Annotated in this window: 20 protein-coding genes and 2 tRNA genes; 13 read left to right on the top strand and 9 right to left on the bottom strand. The window is 73.6% G+C overall.

Translation table 11 applies throughout. The features are described 5' to 3' along the window. Positions 1 to 206 precede the first annotated feature (206 nt). The 4 genes from ACFY4B_RS24685 to pyrE all read left to right on the top strand — a co-directional run bounded on the left by ACFY4B_RS24685 (position 207) and on the right by pyrE (position 4,793). A complete protein-coding gene (locus tag ACFY4B_RS24685) occupies positions 207 to 737 on the top strand; it encodes a DUF2617 family protein (protein WP_049650409.1) in 531 nt (176 codons plus the stop codon). A gap of 155 nt (positions 738 to 892) precedes the next feature. Continuing rightward, positions 893 to 2,539, top strand: a complete 1,647-nt coding sequence (locus tag ACFY4B_RS24680; protein ID WP_234348276.1) for a polyamine aminopropyltransferase — start codon at positions 893 to 895, stop codon at positions 2,537 to 2,539. 632 nt (positions 2,540 to 3,171) lie between these two features. Then, positions 3,172 to 4,191 (top strand): hypothetical protein, encoded by a 1,020-nt coding sequence (locus ACFY4B_RS24675; protein ID WP_387970990.1) that lies wholly within the window; start codon positions 3,172 to 3,174, stop codon positions 4,189 to 4,191. A 65-nt stretch (positions 4,192 to 4,256) separates the two neighbouring features. After that, positions 4,257 to 4,793 (top strand): orotate phosphoribosyltransferase, encoded by a 537-nt coding sequence (pyrE, locus tag ACFY4B_RS24670; RefSeq protein ID WP_049659651.1) that lies wholly within the window; start codon positions 4,257 to 4,259, stop codon positions 4,791 to 4,793. A gap of 105 nt (positions 4,794 to 4,898) precedes the next feature. Here pyrE and ACFY4B_RS24665 read toward each other — a convergent pair whose 3' ends face one another. Beyond that, complete coding sequence (locus ACFY4B_RS24665) at positions 4,899 to 5,621, bottom strand: DedA family protein (RefSeq protein ID WP_049659650.1); 723 nt, start codon at positions 5,619 to 5,621, stop codon at positions 4,899 to 4,901. A 362-nt stretch (positions 5,622 to 5,983) separates the two neighbouring features. Here ACFY4B_RS24665 and fbaA point away from each other — a divergent pair, with 362 nt between their 5' ends. After that, positions 5,984 to 7,006 (top strand): class II fructose-bisphosphate aldolase, encoded by a 1,023-nt coding sequence (gene fbaA / locus ACFY4B_RS24660; protein WP_049659648.1) that lies wholly within the window; start codon positions 5,984 to 5,986, stop codon positions 7,004 to 7,006. 177 nt (positions 7,007 to 7,183) lie between these two features. Here fbaA and ACFY4B_RS24655 read toward each other — a convergent pair whose 3' ends face one another. Continuing rightward, positions 7,184 to 7,603 carry a DUF3151 domain-containing protein gene (locus tag ACFY4B_RS24655; RefSeq protein ID WP_049659647.1) on the bottom strand — a complete coding sequence of 140 codons (420 nt, stop codon included), beginning with the start codon at positions 7,601 to 7,603 and terminating at the stop codon, positions 7,184 to 7,186. Positions 7,604 to 7,821: 218 nt separating this feature from the next. On the opposite strand from ACFY4B_RS24655, the gene ACFY4B_RS24650 reads away from it, so the two are divergent. Then, positions 7,822 to 8,610 (top strand): DUF3152 domain-containing protein, encoded by a 789-nt coding sequence (locus ACFY4B_RS24650; RefSeq protein WP_387970987.1) that lies wholly within the window; start codon positions 7,822 to 7,824, stop codon positions 8,608 to 8,610. Positions 8,611 to 8,642: 32 nt separating this feature from the next. Here ACFY4B_RS24650 and ACFY4B_RS24645 read toward each other — a convergent pair whose 3' ends face one another. The 4 genes from ACFY4B_RS24645 to purS all read right to left on the bottom strand — a co-directional run bounded on the left by ACFY4B_RS24645 (position 8,643) and on the right by purS (position 12,766). Further along, the gene (locus tag ACFY4B_RS24645; protein WP_387970984.1) at positions 8,643 to 9,518 is read right to left on the bottom strand and encodes a sterol carrier family protein; all 876 of its coding nucleotides are present in this window, start codon (positions 9,516 to 9,518) and stop codon (positions 8,643 to 8,645) included. Positions 9,519 to 9,582: 64 nt separating this feature from the next. Further along, positions 9,583 to 11,838 carry a phosphoribosylformylglycinamidine synthase subunit PurL gene (gene purL / locus ACFY4B_RS24640; protein WP_074001867.1) on the bottom strand — a complete coding sequence of 752 codons (2,256 nt, stop codon included), beginning with the start codon at positions 11,836 to 11,838 and terminating at the stop codon, positions 9,583 to 9,585. Then, positions 11,838 to 12,515 carry a phosphoribosylformylglycinamidine synthase subunit PurQ gene (gene purQ / locus ACFY4B_RS24635; protein WP_049654011.1) on the bottom strand — a complete coding sequence of 226 codons (678 nt, stop codon included), beginning with the start codon at positions 12,513 to 12,515 and terminating at the stop codon, positions 11,838 to 11,840. Before purQ ends, purL begins: the two co-directional genes overlap by 1 nt. Further along, positions 12,512 to 12,766 (bottom strand): phosphoribosylformylglycinamidine synthase subunit PurS, encoded by a 255-nt coding sequence (gene purS, locus ACFY4B_RS24630; RefSeq protein WP_049654013.1) that lies wholly within the window; start codon positions 12,764 to 12,766, stop codon positions 12,512 to 12,514. The genes purQ and purS overlap by 4 nt, the downstream gene beginning before the upstream one ends. Positions 12,767 to 13,231: 465 nt before the next feature. Between purS and ACFY4B_RS24625 the strand changes: the two genes are divergently transcribed. The 7 genes from ACFY4B_RS24625 to ACFY4B_RS24595 all read left to right on the top strand — a co-directional run bounded on the left by ACFY4B_RS24625 (position 13,232) and on the right by ACFY4B_RS24595 (position 17,868). Then, positions 13,232 to 13,549 (top strand): Lsr2 family protein, encoded by a 318-nt coding sequence (locus ACFY4B_RS24625; protein ID WP_030056585.1) that lies wholly within the window; start codon positions 13,232 to 13,234, stop codon positions 13,547 to 13,549. A 143-nt stretch (positions 13,550 to 13,692) separates the two neighbouring features. Then, a tRNA-Gly gene (locus ACFY4B_RS24620) sits at positions 13,693 to 13,765 on the top strand. A 39-nt stretch (positions 13,766 to 13,804) separates the two neighbouring features. Next, a tRNA-Gly gene (locus tag ACFY4B_RS24615) sits at positions 13,805 to 13,877 on the top strand. A 188-nt stretch (positions 13,878 to 14,065) separates the two neighbouring features. After that, complete coding sequence (locus tag ACFY4B_RS24610) at positions 14,066 to 15,073, top strand: ABC transporter ATP-binding protein (RefSeq protein WP_074001868.1); 1,008 nt, start codon at positions 14,066 to 14,068, stop codon at positions 15,071 to 15,073. Continuing rightward, positions 15,070 to 15,900: an ABC transporter permease gene (locus ACFY4B_RS24605; RefSeq protein ID WP_049654017.1), complete on the top strand. Its 831-nt coding sequence runs from the start codon at positions 15,070 to 15,072 to the stop codon at positions 15,898 to 15,900. Before ACFY4B_RS24610 ends, ACFY4B_RS24605 begins: the two co-directional genes overlap by 4 nt. Positions 15,901 to 15,997: 97 nt before the next feature. Next, a complete protein-coding gene (locus tag ACFY4B_RS24600; protein WP_387970981.1) occupies positions 15,998 to 17,227 on the top strand; it encodes a sensor histidine kinase in 1,230 nt (409 codons plus the stop codon). 17 nt (positions 17,228 to 17,244) lie between these two features. After that, entirely contained in the window at positions 17,245 to 17,868 is a 624-nt protein-coding gene (locus tag ACFY4B_RS24595; RefSeq protein ID WP_049654019.1) for a response regulator transcription factor, read from the top strand. A gap of 33 nt (positions 17,869 to 17,901) precedes the next feature. Here ACFY4B_RS24595 and ACFY4B_RS24590 read toward each other — a convergent pair whose 3' ends face one another. From ACFY4B_RS24590 to ACFY4B_RS24580, 3 genes are all read right to left on the bottom strand, one after another. Further along, positions 17,902 to 18,801 (bottom strand): phosphoribosylaminoimidazolesuccinocarboxamide synthase, encoded by a 900-nt coding sequence (locus tag ACFY4B_RS24590; protein WP_049654021.1) that lies wholly within the window; start codon positions 18,799 to 18,801, stop codon positions 17,902 to 17,904. Positions 18,802 to 18,926: 125 nt separating this feature from the next. Beyond that, positions 18,927 to 20,465, bottom strand: coding sequence for a N,N-dimethylformamidase beta subunit family domain-containing protein (locus ACFY4B_RS24585; RefSeq protein ID WP_049654022.1), 1,539 nt, complete (start codon positions 20,463 to 20,465; stop codon positions 18,927 to 18,929). Positions 20,466 to 20,692: 227 nt separating this feature from the next. Beyond that, the gene (locus ACFY4B_RS24580; RefSeq protein WP_387970977.1) at positions 20,693 to 22,276 is read right to left on the bottom strand and encodes a hypothetical protein; all 1,584 of its coding nucleotides are present in this window, start codon (positions 22,274 to 22,276) and stop codon (positions 20,693 to 20,695) included. Positions 22,277 to 22,549 lie beyond the last annotated feature (273 nt).

Below are 22,549 nucleotides of genomic sequence, written 5' to 3'. Positions count from 1 at the left end.
GAAACGGTGAATGCTTGACAAAGTTGGGTAAATCACCGGCGGGCCCGACGTATTCGTGCTTCTCTGCTGCTGAATCTCCAGCCGGAATCCTTCCTTCCACGGTCGGCCGCGCCCAGGGCCGCACAGCCACGAACAGCCTCGCCATCGCCTAGGCCTACTCGGTGCTGCTCGGCGGGCGCGCACGGAGCTGAAACGCGGAGCCGAGCATGCTCACCACACTGCAGACCTCCTACACGGACACCCGCGCCGGTGACCTCGCCTGGTGCCTCGGCGGCGACCCGCTGCCCGCTCTCGCCGTCCGCGACCTGAGACTCGACGGAGGCGGCCGCCCGGGCGCGTCCGGCACCCTCCAGCTGCGCCTGCTGGGCGCCTCCCACCAGGTGGTGATCGACGCGGGCCCCGGCCGATGTCTGGAGACCGTCGCCTGCCTGCCCGGCCGCCGCACCCCGCTGCCGGCCCGGGTGGCCAAGCAGATCGGCGGCTGGGAATACGAGTTCGCCGCCCGCATCGAGGCGCTGCCGCCGCACGACTTCGCGGCCCGCGCCCAGGAGCTGCTGGCCCTGGTCGAGGGGCACCCCCGGGGCCTCGCCGGGGTCTTCCCGGGCGACCCGAGCGCCTTCACCGCGCTGGTCACCCAGGGCGGCCCGGACCGGCTGCTGTGGCGCACCTGGCACGCCTACCCGCAGGAGGGGCAGCTGGTGTGCACCCGCTCCTCGCTGGTGGTGTCCGGGGCATGACCGCCCCCAAGTCCGGAGCGGAACACCGGTCCGGCCGTAGGCCGCCCAAGCCGGGCCTACGAATCGTACGCAGGAACGATTCGTCAATTCGACGTCGCTCACTGTCCGTCGGATGGGCGCAGCCATCCGTCCCGCACGTCCCCTAGCGTTTGTTCGTGATCAACCATCCGGCCGGTCCGCCCGCACGCCCGCGAGTGGACCTCGACGACGGCACCCCACCCCGGCCCGGGCGAGCCCACGCCCCACTCCTGCCCGCCCGCCGTCGGCCCCGGCTGCGCTCCCGACCACGGTTCGCCCGCCTGACCGTCCTGCTGGCCGCGTTCGTCTGCGCGGCCTGCGGACTCGTCTACGAGCTCGAACTCGTGGCGCTCGGCGACTACCTGCTCGGGGACACGGTCACCCAAACCTCCGTCGTGCTCTCCGTCATGGTCTTCGCGATGGGCCTCGGCTCCCTCCTCGCCAAACGGCTCACCAGCCGGCCCGCCACCGCCTTCGCCCTGGTCGAGTGCGCGCTCGCGCTCACCGGCGGACTCTCCGTCCTCGCCCTCTACTCCTGCTGGGCCTGGATCGGCCGCTACCAGGCCGCCATGGTCGGCCTCACCTGCCTGATCGGCATCCTCATCGGTGCCGAGATCCCCCTGCTGATGACCCTCATCCAACGGATCCGGCGCGAGGACGCCGGCCGGGCCGTCGCCGACCTGTTCGCCGCCGACTACGTGGGCGCCCTGATCGGCGGCCTCGCCTTCCCGTTCCTGATCCTGCCCGGCCTCGGGCCCGGCGACGGAGCACTGCTCACCGGCGCCGTCAACGCCGTCGCCGGGGCCGCCGTGGTGCTCTGGCTGTTCCGCGAGGAACCCGCCCCCCGGATACGACGGCTGCTCTGGGGCGGCTGCCTGCTGGTGCTCGCCGTGCTCGCGGCGGCCGCGGCCGGCTCCGACGCCGTCGAACGCGCCGCCCGGCACGCCCTCTACGGCGACCAGGTCCGCTACGCGACCCGCAGCCGGTACCAGGAGATCGTGCTCACCGGCCCCGCCGAAGGCCCGCTCCGGCTCTACCTCGACGGCCGGCTCGCGGTCTGCGGACCCGACGAGTACCGGGGCAGCGAGGGCCTCGTCCACCCCGCCATGGCGGCCGGCCCGGACGCCCGGGTCCTGCTGCTCGGCGGCGGCGACGGACTCGCCCTGCGGGAAGTGCTGCGGCACCGGGGCGTCCGCACCGTCCGGCTGGTCGACGCCGACCCCGCCCTCCCCCGGCTCGCCCGCACCGACCCCGGGCTCGCCGCCCTCGGCGGCCGCTCCCTGGACGACCCCCGGGTCCGCACCACCGCCGCCGACCCGATGGCCTGGCTGCGCGGCGCGGGCGCCCCCGGCGGGGACGGACCGTACGACGTGGTGCTCGCCGACCTCCCGGCACCGGCCGACGGCGGACCGGTCAAGTTCCACTCCCAGGAGTTCTACGGCCTCGCCACCCGGCTGCTCTCCCCCGGCGGCCGGATCGCCGTCCGCGCCGGGAGCGACCTGGACGGCCTCTGGCAGATCGAGTCCGGCCTGCGGACGACGGGCCTGCAGACCGCCCCGTACGCCGTCCCGGGCAGCGCCACCGCCGCCTGCCGCCCCGGCCCGCCGGACGGCGCCCAGAACTTCCTCCTCGCCGCCGCCACCCGGCCCCCGCTCACCCTCGCCCCCGACGCCCCGGCCCCCCGCGCCCTCACGCCCGACACCCTCCACGCCACCACCACCCGCCTCACCGCCCTCCGCCCCGCCCACCCCCCGGCCGCCCTCACCCTCCTCGGCCCCCGCTGAGGTCGCCGCTGAGGTCGCCGCTGAGGTCGCCGCTGAGCCGCGGCCCGGCGGCCCTCCTGCGCCACCGTTGAGGCCGACAGCCGGAAACCCCGCACCCGCACCGCCACTCCGACGGCCCCGCAGCCGCCACCGGCCGCACCCGACGCCCCGGGAAGAGCGGCCGGAGGAAGCGGCCCCCGCCGGACACGGCAGGGGCCGCCCGGCATCCGCGAAGCGGGCCGAGGCGGGCGAAGCCCTCCGCTCCCCGGGGTCCGCGCGCAGGCGGAACGGTGATCGACTCGCCGCCCCCATCGCCGCTGCGCGAGAAGTCGATCCAGCCGACTTCTCGCGCAGGGAGGCCCAGAAGAACGGGCTCCTCGACCGGCAAGCCCCCACACGGGCGGGACCGCTCGGCAGCCGGGGAGCGCGCCCAGGCAGGAGAAGGCCCATGGCCCCGGCCCACCTTGCGGGGGCGGACGGCCGCCGGACGACGGGCCACGGAGCGGGGCCCGTCACGGTGCGGGGCCGATGGGGAGGGCAGCCCCGGGCTCGGGTGGCGAGATGGTGCGACGGCCAAGGGAACGGGTGGGATGGGGAAAATCTGGTGGTGGTGGGTAGGGACCGGGCGGGGACCAGTCGGTAGGCTCCGTGGCATGGAGCATGAGGTTGTCGTCCCGATGTCCGCCGAGCTGGTGCGGCAGGCCTTGCAGGATCCGGCGCTGCTGGCGCGGAGCGTGCCGGGGCTGAGCACCGAGCCGGCCGCGGTCGGGTCCGGTGCGGCCGAGGAGATCGGCGGCCGGCTGAAGCTGCGGATCGGCGGCTCCACGATCACGTACAAGGGCGTGCTGTCGCTGATCGAGGGCCGGGAAGGCGTGCTGACCGTGCTCGCCGAGGGCGAGGAGGCCCGGGGCAGCGGTGAGGCGACCGCCACCGTCCGGGTCAGCGTCGTGGACGGCGCCGAGGAGGGCACCGCGGCGATCCGCTTCACCGGCGACCTGAGCGCCACCGGCCGGCTGACCGAGTTCGACGAGGAGACCCTCGACGCCACCGGCCGCCGTCTGCTGGACAGGTTCGCCGCCGCGCTGGTCGCCCCGGAGGGCGAGCAGCCGCAGGACCAGGAGGGCTCGGAGGACCTGGACGAGCAGGAGGACCAGGCCGCGGAGACCTCGACCGGCGCGGGTGTGGTCTTCATCGAGGAGCGCCAGGACCAGCCCGGCGACGACCTGGACGACGACCTCTCCGACCTGATCGCCTTCTCGGACGCCGACGCCGAGCGCTTCGGTCTGCCCACCGGCTCCGCCGACGACGACGAGGACGACGTCGAGGGCGAGGACGCGGACGGCTCCGCCGAGCAGGACGGCGTCGCCGAGGAGCTGCCCGCCGAGCCGCTCTTCGCGTACGAGGACGAGCCGGTGCTCTCCGGCCCGGTGCGCCGCAGCATCGTCGGCCGGTCTGCCGAGGAGGTGGACCACGCCCCGCCGCGCGGCCCGTACGCCCCGGCGCTGCCCGCCCGCAGCGCGCGGGCCCGGGCGGCGTCCCGCTGGGGCGGGGAGGCCGGCGGGATCGTGGTGCCGGGCGCGGGCGGCCGCAACGCGGTGCCATGGGTGATCGGCGGCTCGGTGGCCCTGCTGGGCGGTGCCGTGGTGCTGGTCAGGGCGCTGCGCCGCCGCTGACCTGGCGCCGGCCGGGCGCGAGCCCGGAGAGCCGCGGGGACTGCCAGGGCCTAGACTGAACGCTCATGAGCAACGACCGCGACGCCCTGCTGGCACAGATCAAGGACAAGGCCGTCGTGCACGGCAAGGTCACCCTCTCCTCCGGCAAGGAGGCCGACTACTACGTCGACCTGCGCCGGATCACGCTGGACGGCGTGGCCGCCCCGCTGGTCGGCCGGGTGATGCTGGACGCGACCTCGCACCTGGAGTACGACGCCGTCGGCGGTCTGACCCTGGGCGCCGACCCGGTGGCCGCCTCGATGCTGCACGCCGCCGCCGCGCGCGGGCAGCAGCTGGACGCCTTCGTGGTCCGCAAGACCGGCAAGGCGCACGGCCTGCAGCGCCGGATCGAGGGCCCGGAGGTCAAGGGCCGCCGGGTGCTGGCCGTCGAGGACACCTCCACCACCGGCGGCTCGGTGCTGACCGCCGTGGAGGCGCTGCGCGAGGCGGGCGCCGAGGTGGTCGGCGTCGCGGTGATCGTGGAGCGCGGCGGCGCGGCCGCCGTCGAGGCCCAGGGCCTGGAGTACGTGACCGCGTACACCCTGGACGACCTGGGTCTCTGACCCCGACCCGCCGGGACGACAAGGCCGGGACGGCGAACGGCCGAGGGCCGGTGCTGTTTCACGTGAAACAGCACCGGCCCTCGCCGTGTCCGGAGCGGCGGGCGCTCAGCCCCGCCGGTGCCGGCCGCCGCCGGCCTGGACCTGGCTCTCCTCGTCGACCTCGGCGCCGACGCCGGCCCGCTTCTTCTTCCGCTCGCGCATGACCTCGATCAGGATCGGCGAGATGGACAGCAGGACGATCAGCAGCACCGCCGGGATCAGGTACTTGTCGATCACCGGGGCGAGCGCGTCACCGAAGAAGTAGCCGATCAGCAGCATGGACTCGGTCCACAGCACGCCGCCGATCACGTTCCAGACGAAGAAGGTCCGGGCGGGCATCTCCAGGGTGCCGGCGACCGGGTTCAGGAAGGTGCGGATGATCGGCATGAAGCGGGCCAGCACGACGGCCTTGCCGGAGCCGAACTTGTTGAAGTACTCCTCCGCCTTCACCACGTAGTCGCGGCGGAAGATCTTCGAATCGGGCTTGTCGAACATCTTCGGCCCGACCTTGGCGCCGATCAGGTGCCCGAGCTGGGCGCCGGCGATCGCCGCGATCGGGCAGCCGATCAGCAGGACGGCGATCGGCAGCTTGGCGCCGTCACCGAGCACCGAGGAGGCTGCGTTCGAGGCGGCGACGCCCGCGAGGATCAGCAGCGAGTCACCCGGGAAGAAGAAGCCGACCAGCAGGCCGGTCTCCGCGAAGATGATCGCGATCAGCCCGATGGCGCCGAGGGACGAGATCAGGGATTTGGCGTCGAGCAGGTTGACGGCCAGCTGGTTGTAGTCCACGGGCGCAGGATAGCGGGCGCACCTTGCCGGCGACGCGGGCGTACCGTGCCGACGGCGCCCGGCCGGGACCGGTTCCGGCCCCCGCCGGGGCCGCCCGGGTGCCGCCGTGCGCCCGTACCGTGCGACGTTCCGCATGGCGGGCTCCTGCTGACCCGCGGGCACGAGTCTGGGAAGATGGCACAGGCGTCCGGTCCGCGGTGGCACACCACCCTCATGGCCGTACCGCGCAGGTCGCCGCGAACGTGCCGGAGAGCCACCACCGCAACGCCGCGCGTCGGCGGGCCGGCACGGAGTCGTCACGAAGGCGTACACAGCGTCGGACAGCACCGTCCGTACGCCGCAACCCGACAGGAGCGGATCGCATGCCCATCGCAACTCCCGAGGTCTACAACGAGATGCTCGACCGGGCCAAGGCGGGCAAGTTCGCCTACCCGGCCATCAACGTCACGTCGTCGCAGACCCTGCACGCCGCGCTGCGTGGTTTCGCCGAGGCCGAGAGCGACGGCATCATCCAGATCTCGACCGGTGGCGCGGAGTTCCTGGGCGGCCAGCACAGCAAGGACATGGTGACCGGCGCGGTCGCGCTCGCCGAGTTCGCCCACATCGTCGCCGCCAAGTACGACGTCACCGTCGCGCTGCACACCGACCACTGCCCGAAGGACAAGCTGGACGGCTACGTCCGCCCGCTGCTGGCGGTCTCCGCCGAGCGCGTGGCCAAGGGCGAGAACCCGCTGTTCCAGTCGCACATGTGGGACGGCTCGGCCGAGACCCTCGCCGACAACCTGGCCATCGCCCAGGAGCTGCTGGCCCAGGCCGCCGCCGCCAAGATCATCCTCGAGGTCGAGATCACCCCGACCGGCGGCGAGGAGGACGGCGTCACCCACGAGATCAACGACGAGCTGTACACCACCGTCAACGACGCCGTGCGCACCGCCGAGGCGCTGGGCCTGGGCGAGCAGGGCCGCTACCTGCTGGCCGCCTCCTTCGGCAACGTGCACGGCGTGTACAAGCCGGGCAACGTCGTGCTGAAGCCGGAGCTGCTGCGCGAGCTGCAGGACGCGATCGGCAAGCAGTACGGCAAGACCGACCCGTTCGACTTCGTCTTCCACGGCGGCTCGGGCTCGACCGCCGAGGAGATCGCCACCGCGCTGGAGAACGGCGTCGTGAAGATGAACCTGGACACCGACACCCAGTACGCCTTCACCCGCCCGGTGGCCGGCCACATGTTCGCCAACTACGACGGCGTGCTGAAGGTCGACGGCGAGGTCGGCAAGAAGAACACCTACGACCCGCGCACCTGGGGCAAGCTGGCCGAGGCCGGCATGGCCGCCCGCGTGCGCGAGGCCGCCGAGCAGCTGCGTTCGGCGGGCAAGCGCCTGAAGTGAGGCCCGCGCCCCGCGTAGGACCCGCGCCCCGAGCGTGAGAAACGGGTGCCCCCGGCGGACTCCGCCGGGGGCACCCGTACGTCGGGGGTGTCTACTGCTCTACAGCTCTGCCGCTCTCTACGGCTCTACCGCTCTCTACGGCTCTACCGATCTCTACGGCTCCGCCGCTCGACCGCTCTACTGCTTGAGCTCCGCGTACGCCTCCGCGCTGCTGTCCTTCAGGAACTGCCAGCAGCGGGCCTCCTCCTCGGTCTCCTTGATCGCGCCGGCCGCCCGGGCGAGCGCCGCCAGGCAGCGCAGGAAGCCGCGGTTGCCGCGGTGCTCCCACGGCACCGGGCCGTGGCCCTTCCAGCCGTTGCGCCGCAGCGCGTCCAGACCACGGTGGTAGCCGGTACGGGCGTAGGCGTACGACTCGACGTACCGGCCCGCCGCGTAGGCGTCGTCGGCCAGCATCGCCCAGGCGAGGCAGAAGACCGGGAACTCGGCCGCCACCTGGGTCGGGGAGGCCGATTCCTCCGCCAGCATCCGGTAGGGCCGCTCCTCCTCCGGGAGCAGGGTCGGTTCGGGACCGTCGAGAAGATTCCTGTGAATCGCCATGCCCTGAAGTCTGCCACCCGAGACGCAGGGGTCAACCGCCGTCCCGGACGGGCGGCCGCCACGGGCACCGGCGCCGCCCACGGGAAGGTGGACATTCACCCGTTCGCCATGCCAGTGTGAAGATCATGTCTGCAGCCCGATCCGTCGGCAGGCGCACCGCACCGCCCCGGAAGGGCGGTCGTCGACGCCGCCGGCAGCGGCGCAGACCCGGTCCTGGCATGCTCACGGCACTGGTGCTCTCCGTTCTGGTGCTGGGCGCCGCGGCGGTCATGCTGAACCGCCCCTCGGCCACCCCGGCCACCACCCCGACCACCCAGGCGAGGGTCGCCCCGCCGGCCGAGCAGGCCGCCACGGCGGCACCGGCGCCGGCTCCCGCACCGGCCGACACCCCGCCGGCCCCGACACCGACCCCGCCGCCCGCCCCCGCCGCGCCGGACCCCGGCCCCGCCAAGGGCGCGGGCACCTTCACCGTCGCCCCCGCCACCGCCAAGCCGGTCGGGCGCGGCACCGTGCGCCGCTACCGGGTCGAGGTCGAGGACGGCATCGGCATCGACGCCCCGTCCGCCGCCGCGCAGGTCCACGGCATCCTCGGCGACAAGCGCGGCTGGACCAACGACCGCAAGAACGGCTTCCAGCTGGTCGCCGACGGCCCGTACGACTTCACCGTGAAGATCGCCTCACCGGCCACCGTGGACCGGATCTGCGGCGCCTCCGGACTGGACACCCACGGCGAGGTCAACTGCAACGTCGGCAACCAGGTGCTCGTCAACTCCAAGCGCTGGAACACCGGTTCACCGCAGTTCAGCGGCCCGCTGGAGGAGTACCGGGCACTGATCGTCAACCACGAGGTGGGCCACCGGATCGGCCACGGGCACGAGGGCTGCCCGGGCGAGGGCAAGCCCGCGCCCGCGATGATGCAGCAGATCTACGGTCTCAAGGGCTGCGCGCCCAACGCCTGGCCGTACTCGGCGGAGGGCACCTACCTCAGCGGGCCGTCCGTCCCGTAGCCCGCGGGACCGGAGCCGCACCGGGGAGCCGGTCAGCCGAGCACCGGCAGGTACGCCCGTAGGTCGCTGCGCTCCCCCGAGGCGGACACGTCGGCCGCGTCCACCGCCGCCGCCCAGTCCGTCCGGCCGGTGGCCAGCCGGATCCAGGTCAGCGGGTCGGTCTCCACCACGTTGGGCGGGGTGCCCCGGGTGTGCCGGGGGCCCTCGACGGCCTGCACCACCGCGTACGGCGGGATCCGCAGCTCGACCGCGCCGCCCGGGGCGCGGTCGGCGAAGGCGTCGGCCAGCAGCCGGGTGACGGCCGCGACGGCCTGCCGGTCGTGCGGGAACGCCGGGAGGGCCCGGGAGGCCGCGGAGACCGGGAAGGCCGAGGAGACCGGGGAGCCGGGGAAGGCGTCGGGCCCGAGCGCGGCGGCCAGGTCGTCGGCGTGCACGACCGTCTCCACCAGCCTGGTCACCAGCATGTCGGAGAGCGTCATCGAACCCAGCCGGATCTCGAACCGCCGCGCCGGGTCGGCGGCTTCGGGCCGCTCCAGCAGGGCGAGCAGCGCGTCCGCGGCCCGGCCGAAGGCGGCCGCCACCGAGGCCGCGTCCCCGGCGAACTCCGCCGCGCCCCGCGCCCGGGCCTGCTCGTCCAGCAGCGGCGCGACGGTGGCGACCCCGGCCGCCCAGCCCGACAGGTCCAGCGGTGCCCGCCCCTGCGGCCGGTCGTCCAGGTGCGCCGGGACGTAGTCGAGTTGGACGGCCAGGTGGGCGAGCAGTTCGCGGACCCGCCACCGCCCCAGCCGGGTCGGCAGGTCCAGCTGCTCCGTGCTGAGCGCGTCCACGGCGGCACGCAGCGCCCTGGTCTGGGCGGCCAGCGCGGCGCGGACCTTCTGCGGCTGGTACGTACGGGGCTTGGCAGGCATGGGGCTCAACATACGCCGAGGGGCGGACGGTTCCGGAGAACCGCCCGCCCCTCGAACAGGCCGATCAGGCCAGCAGGGCCTCGATGACGCCGGTGTGGGCGTCCTTCAGCTCCGCCAGCGAGACGCTGAACTGGCCCTGGACGTCCAGGCTGTCGCCGTCCACGACACCGATCCGGGTGGCCGGGAGGCCGCGCGCGGTGCACATGTCGTTGAAGCGGAGCTCCTCGCTGCGCGGCACCGCCACGACGGCGCGGCCGGCCGACTCCGAGAACAGCAGGACGAACGGGTCCTGGCCCTCGGGCAGGACGATCCGCGCACCGTGGCCGCCCTTGAGGCAGCTCTCCACGAGCGCCTGGCCGAGGCCGCCGTCGGACAGGTCGTGCGCGGCGTCGATCATGCCGTCGCGCGAGGCGGCGATCAGGATGTCGCCGAGCAGCCGCTCGCGCTCCAGGTCCACCGCGGGCGGCAGGCCGCCGAGGTGGTCGTGGACGGCCTGCGACCAGGCCGAGCCGCCGAGCTCGTCCGCCGTGTCGCCGAGCAGGTAGAGCAGCTGCCCCTCCTCGGCGAAGGCCAGCGGGGTGCGCCGGGTGACGTCGTCGATGACGCCGAGCACCGCGACCACCGGGGTCGGGTGGATGGCGACCTCGCCGGTCTGGTTGTACAGCGAGACGTTGCCGCCGGTGACCGGGGTGCCGAGCACCAGGCAGGCGTCGGCCAGGCCGCGGGTGGCCTCGGCGAACTGCCACATCACGTCCGGGTCCTCGGGGGAGCCGAAGTTGAGGCAGTCGGAGACGGCGAGCGGCTTGGCACCGCCGGCCGCGACGTTGCGGTACGCCTCGGCCAGGGCCAGCTGGGCGCCGGTGTACGGGTCCAGCTTGGCGAAGCGGCCGTTGCCGTCGGTGGCGACCGAGACGCCGAGGTTGGTCTCCTCGTCGATCCGGATCATGCCCGAGTCCTCGCCGACCGAGAGCACGGTGTTGCCGAGCACGTAGCGGTCGTACTGGTCGGTGATCCAGGACTTGGAGGCCTGGTTCGGGTGGCTCGCGACCTTCAGCAGGTCGGCCTTGAGGCCCTCGCCGGTGGTCGGGCGGGCCAGCCGCTCGGCGGTCGGGGCGTCGGCCTGCAGCGCGTCCTGCCAGCTGGGGCGGGCGTACGGGCGCTGGTAGGTCGGGCCCTCGTGGGCGACGGTGCGCGGCGGGACGTCCACCACGAGCTCGCCGTGCCAGTAGATCTCCAGGCGCTCGCCGTCGGTCACCTCACCGATGACGTTGGCGATGACGTCCCACTTCTCGCAGATCTCCAGGAAGCGGTCGATCTTGTCGGGCTCCACGATCGCGCACATGCGCTCCTGCGACTCGCTCATGAGGATCTCCTCCGGCGAGAGCGTGTGGTCGCGCAGGTGCACGGTGTCGAGCTCGATCCGCATGCCGCCGGAGCCGGCCGAGGCCAGCTCGCTGGTGGCGCAGGACAGGCCGGCGCCGCCGAGGTCCTGGATGCCCTTGACGAGCTTCTCCCGGAAGATCTCCAGGGTGCACTCGATCAGGAGCTTCTCCTGGAACGGGTCGCCGACCTGGACCGCCGGGCGCTTGGCCGGCTTGGTGTCGTCGAAGGTCTCGGAGGCGAGCACCGAGACGCCGCCGATGCCGTCGCCACCGGTGCGGGCGCCGTACAGGACGACCTTGTTGCCGGCGCCGGAGGCCTGCGCGAGGTGGATGTCCTCGTGCTTCATGACGCCCACGCACAGCGCGTTGACCAGCGGGTTGCCCTGGTAGCAGGAGTCGAAGACGACCTCGCCGCCGATGTTCGGCAGGCCCAGGCAGTTGCCGTAGCCGCCGATGCCCGCGACGATCCCGGGCAGCACGCGCCGGGTGTCCGGGTGGTCGGCCGCACCGAAGCGCAGCGGGTCCATCACGGCGACCGGGCGGGCGCCCATCGCCAGGATGTCGCGCACGATGCCGCCGATGCCGGTGGCCGCGCCCTGGTAGGGCTCGATGTACGACGGGTGGTTGTGCGACTCGACCTTGAAGGTGACCGCGTAGCCCTGGCCGACGTCGACGACACCGGCGTTCTCGCCGATGCCGACGAGCATCGCGTCCGAATCCGGCTTCTTCTCGCCGAACTGCTTCAGGTGGACCTTGCTGCTCTTGTACGAACAGTGCTCCGACCACATGACCGAGTACATGGCGAGCTCGGCGCCGGTGGGACGGCGGCCGAGGATCTCGCGGATGCGCGCGTACTCGTCCTCCTTGAGGCCGAGGTCGGCCCAGGGCTGGGCGGCGTCCGGGGTCTGCTCGGCGTTCTTGACGGTGTCGAGGCTCATCAGGCGTTCACCAGCTGCTTCAGGACGGAAGTGAAGAAGCCCAGGCCCTCGGTGGTCGGACCGGTGAGCGGCTCCACGGCGTGCTCCGGGTGCGGCATCAGGCCGACGACATTGCCGGCGGCGTTGGTGATGCCGGCGATGTCGCGGTACGAACCGTTCGGGTTGACGTCCAGGTAACGGGCGACGACCCGGCCCTCCGCCTCCAGCTCGTCGAGCACCCGCTCCTCGGCGACGAAGCGGCCCTCGCCGTTCTTCAGCGGGACGACGATTTCCTGGCCGACGGAGTAATCCCCGGTCCAGGCGGTGCCGGCGTTCTCGATGCGCAGCTTCTGGTCGCGGCAGATGAAGTGCAGCGAGTCGTTCCGGGTGAGCGCACCGGGCAGCAGGTGCGATTCGCAGAGCACCTGGAAGCCGTTGCAGATACCGAGCACCGGCATTCCGAGCTTCGCCTGCTCGATGACGGTCTCCATCACCGGCGAGAACCGGGAGATGGCACCGCAGCGCAGATAGTCGCCGTAGCTGAATCCGCCCGGCAGGACGACGGCGTCGACCTGGTGGAGATCCTTGTCACGGTGCCAGAGGGCGACCGGCTCGGCGCCGGCGAGACGGACCGCCCGCCGGGCGTCGCGGTCGTCGAGGGAGCCGGGGAAAGTGACGACGCCGACGCGGGTGGTCACTTGCCCTCCTCCTCGACCCGGACGGTGAAGTCCTCGATCACGGTGTTGGCGAGAAAGGTCTCGGCGGCTTCGCGGATACGGGCGAGCGCCGCGTCGTCGACCGGGCCCTCCACATCCAGCTCGAAACGCTTGCCCTGGCGGACGTCGGCGATCCCGGTGAATCCGAGACGGGGCAGTGCACGCTGCACCGCCTGTCCCTGGGGGTCGAGGATCTCCGGCTTGAGCATGACGTCGACTACGACGCGTGCCACTGGCACTCCCGGTGGTGTCTTCGGTGAGGCGGGGGAACTCCAGACTACCGGTGGTTTCGGGCAGGATTGCTGGCCGGGCATAGCGACGCGCGTAGACCCCAGACCCTTACGCAGCAAGGGATCCAGCGCCCCGATCACCTGCCCGGGCCGGCCGGTTTCCCCGGATTCGGCACTCGGAACGACGCCCTCCGGAGAACACCCGAATACGGCACTTGGGGACAGAACCGCCCGACCCGCACATCGGTATCAAGGAACCCGCCGAAGAGACGTGAATATCCGGAAAAGAATGCCGGACTCTTCGATTTCGGCCCCCTTCGGGTGCAGAATAGGGCCACCTGTCGCGGCAAGTGCTGCGTATCAGGCGAGCCGCCCGGCCCGCCCGTACGCGCTTGCGCGAGTTGGTGCACATCAGGCCCCGGTACCCCCTCGGACCGGCGGCCGAATTGCCCGAGAGGATTGACACCCATGGCTCAGCGTGTAGTTGTCACGCTCTCCGACGACCTGGACGGCGGCGCCGCCGCCGAAACCGTCCACTTCGGCGTCGACGGAAAGTCGTACGAGATCGACCTGTCCGTGGACAACGCGGAAAAGCTGCGGGAGGCCCTCGCTCCGTTCGTCGCCGCCGGCCGCCGGCAGAGCCGCACCGGAAAGTCCTTCCGGCGCACCGCCCTCACCCCGGACCCGGCCGCCGTCCGCGCCTGGGCCCTGTCCCGCGGGATGGAACTGCCGGCCCGCGGCCGCATCCCCAAGCACGTGTACGAGGCGTTCGCCGAGGCGAACTGACCCCGCGGGGAGCCCGCTCCCCGGTCGCCCCGCCCGCCCGGTCCGAAAGGGTGGGGCGACCACCCCGAACGATGCTGTAGAGTATTCCTCGTCGCCGCAACGGAGAGATCCGAAGAGGCGGCGGGTGCCTCACCAGGCACCATGCGGACGTGGCTCAGTTGGTAGAGCATCACCTTGCCAAGGTGAGGGTCGCGAGTTCGAATCTCGTCGTCCGCTCGCAGTGCGCGAGCACAGCACAACTCAATAGTCTGACCTGCGGACGTGGCTCAGTTGGTAGAGCATCACCTTGCCAAGGTGAGGGTCGCGAGTTCGAATCTCGTCGTCCGCTCAGATACGAAGGGCCCCCTCAATCGAGGGGGCCCTTCGGCATTCCCTCCCGGGGCGTCCCGGCACCCCCGCACCCGGCGGCCGGCGATATCGGCCATGACATTTGTCATCGCCGACCCGTGCGTCCCCACCGCGATGTCATGACGGCGCGCACTGCCCGTACGGCCCGGCCGACGGGAGGCTTGGGGCATGGAAACGAGCCGGCCCTCCCGCCCCAGCGACGACGTGATCGAGGTCACCGACCTGCACCGCCACTACGGCGGCGGCAGCACCGGGTACCACGCCGTGCGCGGCGTCGACCTGACCGTCCGCCGCGGCGAGCTGTTCGCCCTGCTCGGCACCAACGGGGCCGGCAAGACCTCCACCATGGAGGTCATCGAGGGCCTGGCCGCGCCCACCGGCGGCACCGTCCGGGTGCTCGGCCGGGACCCCTTCACGGAGCGCGGCGCCGTCCGCCCGCGGATCGGCATCATGCTCCAGGAGGGCGGCTTCTCCGGCGAGCTCACCGCCGCCGAGACCGGCCGCACCTGGGCCGGGATGACCAGCGGCGCCCGCCCGGTCGCGGAGGCGCTGGAGCTGGTCGGCCTCGGCCACCGGGCGAACGTCCGGGTCAAGCAGCTGTCCGGCGGCGAGAAGCGCCGGCTGGACCTCGCGATGGCCCTGCTCGGCCGCCCCGAGGTGCTCTTCCTGGACGAGCCCAGCACCGGCCTCGACCCGGAGGCCCGCGCCGCCGTCTGGCGGCTGGTCCGCGAGCTGCGCGCCCAGGGCACCACGGTGCTGCTCACCACGCACTACCTGGAGGAGGCCGAGGAGCTGGCCGACCGGCTGGCCATCATGCACGGCGGCCAGGTCGTCACCTCCGGCACCGTCGCCGAGGTGATCGCCGGCCGGCCCTCCCGGATCTCCTTCGAACTGCCCGAGTTCACCGGGACCGCGCTGCCCCTGCTGCCCGGCGCCGAGCTGTCCGTCGACGGCCGCAAGGTCACCGTGCAGACCGTCGGGCTCCAGGACACCCTCACCGACCTGCTCGGCTGGGCCCGGCACCACGGCATCGCGCTCGGCGCGCTGGACGCCCGCAGCGCCTCGCTGGAGGAGGCCTTCCTCGCGATCGCCTCCGAGGCCGCCCACCAGCACCCCCCGCAGGCGCCCGCCGCCACCCGCCCCGCCCGCCGCCGCCTGATCGGATCCGCCCGATGACCACCGCCACCGCCGCCACCACCGCCGGTCCGCAGAGCACCGCCGTCCGCCGGCTGCTCGCCCTCGGCCGGGCCGAGGCCACCCTGCTGCTGCGCAACCGCACGGCCCTGTTCACCGCCCTGGTGCTGCCGCTGTTCCTGGTCGTCGTCCTCCGGAGCACGCTGGCGCAGCAGGCCGAGTCCAACCCCGGCCTGGACGTCGACTCGCTGCTGGTCTACGGCTCGGTCGGGATGGTCCTGGCCTTCGTCGTGTACTACAACCTGACCGCCGCGTACGTCGGACGGCGCGGCGAGCTGGTCCTCAAGCGGCTGCGCACCGGCGAGGCCCGGGACATCGAGATCCTGCTCGGCACCGCCGTCCCCTCGCTCACCCTCGGCCTGCTGATGGCCGCCCTGATCGGGATCGGCGGCAGCGTCGCCCTGCACCTGACCGTGCCGGTCAACCCGCTGCTGATGCTGGTCGGCCTGCTGCTGGCGCTGGCCACCATGATCGCCCTGGCCGCGCTGTCCAGCGCCTTCACCAGGACCGTGGAGAGCGCCGGCATCACCACCCTGCCGGTCATGCTGGTCATGCAGTTCGGCTCCGGCCTGTTCGTCCCGCTGGACGTCATGCCCGAGCAGCTGGCGAACATCTGCCGCCTGCTGCCGACCACCCCGGCCTTCCAGCTGATCCGCGTCGGCTGGTTCGGCACCGACGGCTCGGCCGCCGCGACCGGTTTCGCCGGCTCCTGGGGCGCCGCCGGCTCGCACCTGGTCACCGGGGGCATCTGGCTCGCCCTCGCGGTCTGGGGCGCGGTGCGCTACTTCCGCTGGGAGCCGCGCCGCTGAGCATCCGGCAGTAATCCGAAGGAACGCCCCCGGTCCGACCTCTGATATGAAGGCAGCAAGCATGATCGTGGTCGAACTGGGGGCGGAAGAAATGAGAATGCGGTCGCCGCTTCGCAGCTGGACAAGCCTGAGCAATCCCCAGCGCACCGAGCTGTACCTGCGCTGGTCGCTCTACCTGATGGCGCTGTTCATCCTGCCCGGCATCCTGCTCACCGTCGGGAGCGTCGCCGACCAGGCCGAGAACATCCCGGTGATCCGGATCTCCCTGCTGATCGGACTCGCCGTCACCCTGGTGCTGCTGCGGGCCTACCGCACCGCGCTCGACCACTACCTGGGCCGCCCCGCCGACCACCGGCTCTGGACCGCCCTCTCGGCCGGCCTCGCGGTGGCCGGCTCCTGGACGGTCCTGCTGTTCGGGCCCGCCGACGGCGGGACGCGGAACCCGGGAGGCGCGCCCTTCACCCCGTTCGTCGCCAGCGTCCTGCTGATCGCCTCCTTCGGGCCGGTGTGCGTGGCGCTGACCCCGCGCTGGGCCGCCGTCACCGGGGTGGGCATGCTGGCGGCCGTCTTCCCGGCCGGGGTGCTGTCCGGGGGCGACCCCGCCGGCGTCGCCGGGTACCTGACCGGACTGACCATCGGCATGGCCTTCATCGGCTTCAGCTGCCGCAGCTTCGCCTGGCTGACCTCGATCGTCTGGGAACTGGACACCGCCCGCGAGGCGCAGTCCCGGCTGGCCGTCGCCGAGGAGCGGCTGCGCTTCTCCCGCGACCTGCACGACGTGATGGGCCGCAACCTCACCACCATCGCGCTGAAGAGCGAGCTCGCCGTGCAGCTCGCCCGCCGGGGCCGCACCGAGGCCGCCGACCAGATGGCCGAGGTGCAGAAGATCGCCCAGGAGTCGCAGCGCGAGGTCCGGGACGTCATCCGCGGCTACCGCACCGCCGACCTGCACGCCGAGGCGATCGGCGCCCGCGCGGTGCTGCGCTCGGCCGACGTCGTCTGCGAGATCGACCTCGGCGAGCACGCGGACGAGCTGCCGGCCCCGGTCCAATCGGTGTTCGGCTGGGTCATCCGCGAGGCCACCACCAACGTGCTGCGGCACAGCGAGGCCGACCGCTGCCTGATCCGGCTGCGGACCGAGGACGGACGGGCCGTGCTGGAGCTGGAGAATGACGGGGTGCCCGACGTCCCGTTCCCCTCCCAGGGCAGCGGCACCGGGCTGCGCGGACTGCGCGAACGGCTCGCCGCCCACGGCGGCGAGCTGGCCGTGCCGACCGCCGGGGAGGGCGTCTTCCGGATGCTCGCCACCGTCCCGCTGCCGAGCTGAGGAAGAAAGACCGCCCGATGACCGAGAACGCCGCGCCCGTCCGCGTCCTGCTCGCCGACGACGAGCACCTGATCCGGGGCGCGCTGGCCGCGCTGCTCTCGCTGGAGGACGACATCGAGGTGGTCGCCCAGGCCGGCTCCGGGACGGAGGCGCTGGCGATGGCCCAGGCGCACCGCCCGGACGTCGCGGTGCTGGACCTCCAGATGCCCGGCAAGGACGGCATCGAGGTGGCCGCCGCGCTGCGGCTGCTGCTGCCGGACTGCCGCTGCATGATCGTCACCGGCCACGGCCGCCCCGGCTACCTGAAGCGGGCACTGGAGGTCGGGGTGCGCGGCTTCCTGCCGAAGACCGTCTCGGCGGCCGACCTGGCGGGCATCATCCGGACCGTGCGCTCCGGCGGCCGGTACGTGGACCCGGAGCTGGCGGCGGACGCGATCAGCGCCGGCGAGACCCCGCTGACCCCGCGCGAGACGGACGTCCTGGAGCTGGCCGCGGACGGCACCCCGATCGCCGAGATCGCCGAGCGCGCCTCGCTCTCCCAGGGCACCGTGCGCAACTACCTGTCCTCGGCGGCCACCAAGCTGGGCGCGGAGAACCGGCACGCGGCGGTGCGGATCGCCCGCGAGCACGGCTGGATCTGAGGGATCCGGCGCCCGCGGGCGATCGTTCCGGGCTCAGGCCCAGGTGGTGCCGGTCAGCCGCTCGTACACCTCGATGTACCGGGCCCGGGTCTGCTCGACGATCTCGGTCGGCAGCGCCGGCGGCGGCTGCTCGCCGTGGCGGTCCCAGCCGGAGGCCGGGGAGACCAGCCAGTCGCGGATCAGCTGCTTGTCGAAGGACGGCTGCGAGCGGCCCGGCTGCCACTGGTCGGCGGGCCAGTAGCGGGAGGAGTCCGGGGTGAGCACCTCGTCGCCGATCAGCAGCTCGCCGTCCAGCAGGCCGAACTCGAACTTGGTGTCGGCCAGGATGATGCCGCGCTCGCGGGCGATGTCCCGGGCCCGGGCGTAGACGTCCAGGGTGGTGCGGCGCAGCTGGGCGGCGAGCTCGGCGCCGATCCGGCGGGCGGTCTCCTCGTAGGAGACGTTCTCGTCGTGCTCGCCGACCTCGGCCTTGAGCGCCGGGGTGTAGATCGGGGCGGGCAGCTCGGAGCTGTTCTCCAGGCCCTCGGGCAGCGCGATGCCGCAGACCGTGCGGCTCTCCTGGTACTCGGCCAGGCCGGAGCCGGCCAGGTAGCCGCGGGCGACCGCCTCGACCGGGACCATCTCCAGGCTGCGGCAGACCAGCGTGCGGCCCTTCCAGTCGGCCGGGGCGCCGGCCGGGACCTCGGTGGAGATCACGTGGTTGGGGACGATGTCCGCGATCCGCTCGAACCACCACAGCGACAGCTGGGTGAGGATACGGCCCTTGTCCGGGATCTCGTTCGGCAGCACCCAGTCGTGGGCGGACGTCCGGTCGCTGGCCACCATGACCAGCTCGCCCGATCCGGTGCGGTAGAGGTCGCGCACCTTGCCGGTGTGCAGGTGGACCAGGCCGGGTACCTGGACCGGCTCGGGCTTGGTGACAAATCCGCTCAAGGTGTTCAGTCCTCAGGGGTCGTTCGCGGGTGGGGCACCGCGAAAGGGGAGGTCACTGCCCCCGCAGTCTTTCACGACCGGGTTCGCCCGCCCCGACCCGTCCCCGGCCTCGGGGGACGGAGCGCCTAGTTCTTGCACAGTCGGTCCAGCAGGTTGGCGGTGGCCCGCTGGATCCGCTCGTCGGTCAGGCCCGGGCGGCCCAGTGCGGGCGACCAGGCGAAGGTGCCCGCCGCGAAGACGTACGCGCCGCTGGGCGCCCGGTACAGCGAGGTCTCCTGGTAGCGGGTGCGACCGCCCAGGTCCTGGTACGGCGAGTGCGCCAGCAGCACCCGCTCGATGTGCTCGGGCAGCGCCACCTTGGGGTAGTAGCGGTCGGCCTCGCCGGCGACCAGCCCGGGCAGCTCGTCGCCCTCCTGGAGGCCGGTGCCGTCCCAGAGCCAGTGCGCGGTGTGCCGGGCGACCAGCGGGACGGGCGCGGCGACCCGCCCCGAGTACTGCACCCCGAGCAGCTGCTGCTCGGGCTCCCCGGCGTCCCGCCACAGCGCGCTGGCCGCGCCGGGCGCCCCGGCGGCCGGGCTGCCGGGGCGGACCTTCTGCCGCTTGCGGCAGTTGAGCAGCCGGTTGGGCTCGCCGGAGGCGGCGGCGCTCAGCTCGACCCGCCAGTACATAGTGTTGGCGGAGAGGAACACCAGCGAGGTGCCGCCGTCCCGGGCCCGCTCGGCGGCCCGGCGCATCGGCTCGGACCAGTACTCGTCGTGGCCGGGGAAGACCAGCGCCCGGTGCCGGGACGGGTCCACCAGGCCGGCGTGCAGGTCGGTGGCGGTGGCGTAGGAGAGGTCGTAGCCGAAGCGCTCGGCCCAGCGGATGAAGTCGTACGCGTGGCCGACGTGCAGCGGCAGTCCGGCGGTGGCGTGCGGGCGGTCGAAGGAGACGGTGACGGCCGCCTCCGGCTCGCCGACCAGACCGCCCAGGCCGTCCCAGGCGTGGTAGAGGCTGGCGCCGGTGCGGCCGTCCTCGGGGAACAGGTTGTACGCCTGCCAGGTCACGTCGGGGAGCACCAGGAGCAGCTCGGCGGTGCGCGCCCGCTCGTCGAAGTCCCGGACGGTGAAGGGGATGTGGCTGCGGTGCAGCATGTCCGCGGTGGTCAGCACGGCGACGTACGAGCCGGGCTTCCAGTGCGCCGGGATCTGGAGCCGCCAGGAGTGCCACCAGTGGTGGCAGGAGACCGTCCGGTCGACCACCAGCGGGGCGGGCTGGGCGAGGCCGGAGATCAGCGGGCTGGAGGTCATGTGGCGGGCGCCGTCGCCGCCGTAGTGGCCGATCCGGAAGACGTCCACGGTGAACTCGCGGGGCGGGTTGACGGTGACCCGGAAGTCCACCGAGCCGCCGGGGCGGATCACCCCGGCCGAGGCGAAGCCCTTGATCTGCTGGTCCACGTCGTTGGCGCCCTGCGGGCTGCCGACCGACGGCTTGGGCCGGGTGCCCGCGGCCAGCGGCTGCTGGCCGGGCGCGTCCACCGAGACGTACCAGGGGACGGCGCCCTCCGCCCCCGCCAGGTACTGGTCCGGGCTGCGCAGCCAGGGCAGCGGCCCCTGACCGAAGGGGTCGGAGACGCTGTAGGCGTGCGTCCCCGACTCCCAGCGGCGGTTGAGTTCGGTCCCCACGCGCCCCTCCCAGGTGCACTTCCGCCCGGTGGCACGTGCCCCCCGGATGTGCGTGCGGTCTAATACACCACAGAGTGCTGCCGTAACGTCACCCTCCGGTAGCAATTGGTGCAGGGAATCTCGCGCGCCTCCCGGGCAGGGCCTCCGGCCTGCGAAGACGCCGGGCGGCCAACCGATTTGGGGGCGCGCACCGGGGCACCGAGCGCCCTCTTGGAACGCCTGGGACGTCAGAGGCGGACGGGTTTCTCGAGACGGACGTCGGCCGCGTCCAGCCAGGCGCGCAGCGGGCCGTCCTGGCCCTGTTCGACGGCCTGGGCGACCGGGCCGGCCAGGTCGGTGCGGCGCACCCCGCCGAGCAGCAGCACCGGGCCGTCCAGCCAGTCCAGGCCGGGGGCGCCGCCGGCGGTGTCCACGGCGGCGCAGCAGACCATCGCGGTGACGTGGTCGACCAGCAGGTCGCGGCCGCTGCGGTCCGGTTCGAGCAGCGGGGCCGGGGCGGTGGTGCGGGCCAGCTGGGCGGCGAGCGCGGCGGCCAGCAGCTCGCCGTCGCCCTCGGCGAGCCGGCCCAGCAGCCGGGTGAGGGTCGGAGCGCCCGGGCGGGACTGCGGGGCGAGCCGGTCCAGGGCGGTCTGCAGGGCGGCGGCGCCCGCCCGCCAGCCGGCGTCCACCACCTCGGCCGGGTAGTCGGCCCACTCCAGCTCGTGCCAGCCGCCGACCGCCGGGCGGCCGAAGAACAGGTCGGCGGCGAGCCGGGAGACCGCCCGGTCGACGGTGCCGGGCTCCTCCAGCAGGTCGCAGGCGGGGCGGTCGCCGAGCCGGCTGCCGTAGCCGTCGGCCAGCCGGTCGCGCCGGGACAGCTCGGTGAGCGCGGAGACCACGCCGGCGTTGAGGTGGGCCGGGTGGCGGCCGAGCCGCCAGGCGGGCAGCGCGACCCGGGTGAGCAGCCGGTCCCAGCCCGCGTAGGCCAGGCCGACCTGCTCCTGGGCGGCGATCCGCAGGCCGTAGTCGACCGCCCTGGCCTGCTCGGAGGCCCAGCCCGCGACCGAGCGCTCCAGCTCGGCGGAGTGGCCCCGGCAGGCGCCGAGCAGTCGGCGGACGACCCGGCGGACGACCCGGTCGGCGAGTGCGGCCGGACCGCGCCGGGGCGGCCGGGGCGGGGCGGCCAGGATGCCGCCGCCGAGGCCGGGGGCCGTGCCGCCGCCGGAGTCCAGGCAGGCGTCCAGGCGGCGCAGGAAGCGCCGGGCGGCGGCGATCTCCGGGTCGGCGGACGCGGCGGTGCCGGCCACCACGGGGGCGAGCAGGGCCCGCAGCTCGCCGGCCCGCATCCACCAGAGGAAGGGCGAGCCGATCACCAGGACGGGGGCGGGCTCGGCCGGGTCCGGCTGCGGCGTGGCTGTCGGCCCGGCGGGCGGGACGTCCTCCAGCCAGCTGTCGCAGTCCGGGGTGAGGGCGACGGCGGAGGGCGCGGGCACGTCCAGCCGGTCCGCCAGTTCGTCGATCAGCCGGTACAGCTCGGGTGCCTCGGCGCGGTCCAGCGGGACGGCCGGGGTGGACGGCGGGACGGCCCGGCGCAGGGCCCGGGCGGTCAGCCCGGCCACCAGCAGGGTCAGCGCGGAGACCGCGCAGACCGCCCAGCGGGCGGCGTCCCAGCCGGCCGCGTCGGCGGCCCCGGGCGCGCCGATCCGGCCGGTGAACCGGCCCGCGAGCAGGACCACCGCGACGGCGGTGGGCAGGGCGGCGGCGGCCCGGGCGAGGCCTCGGACCCGCAGGACCGCCTGGGCGTGAGCGCGCGCGATGTCGACTGCTGCCATACGGTGCGGCACCCCCTTCGGAGCCCTCGGGCGCCCGGCTTCGGGCCCTGAGCCGACTCGAAATGATCAGTTCCGACCGGGAAGCGGAGGCGTCCGATCCCCGGTAGTGCATGCTGCGTGGCGCTACTGACATTTTCGACGCCCCGGTCCGGGTGGGCGTTCCGGATCACCCCGGTTTCCACTCGTCCCGGTGACACTGCCCGGATTCCGGACGCCGGCGGCCGGTCCGGTGCGAAGCACCCGACGACCGCCCGGCCGGACGCCGTCCAGCAT

The sequence above is a fragment of the Kitasatospora sp. NPDC001261 genome (assembly GCF_042896795.1).
GTDB lineage: Bacteria > Actinomycetota > Actinomycetes > Streptomycetales > Streptomycetaceae > Kitasatospora.
This window is presented reverse-complemented; position numbering and strand designations above follow the sequence as displayed.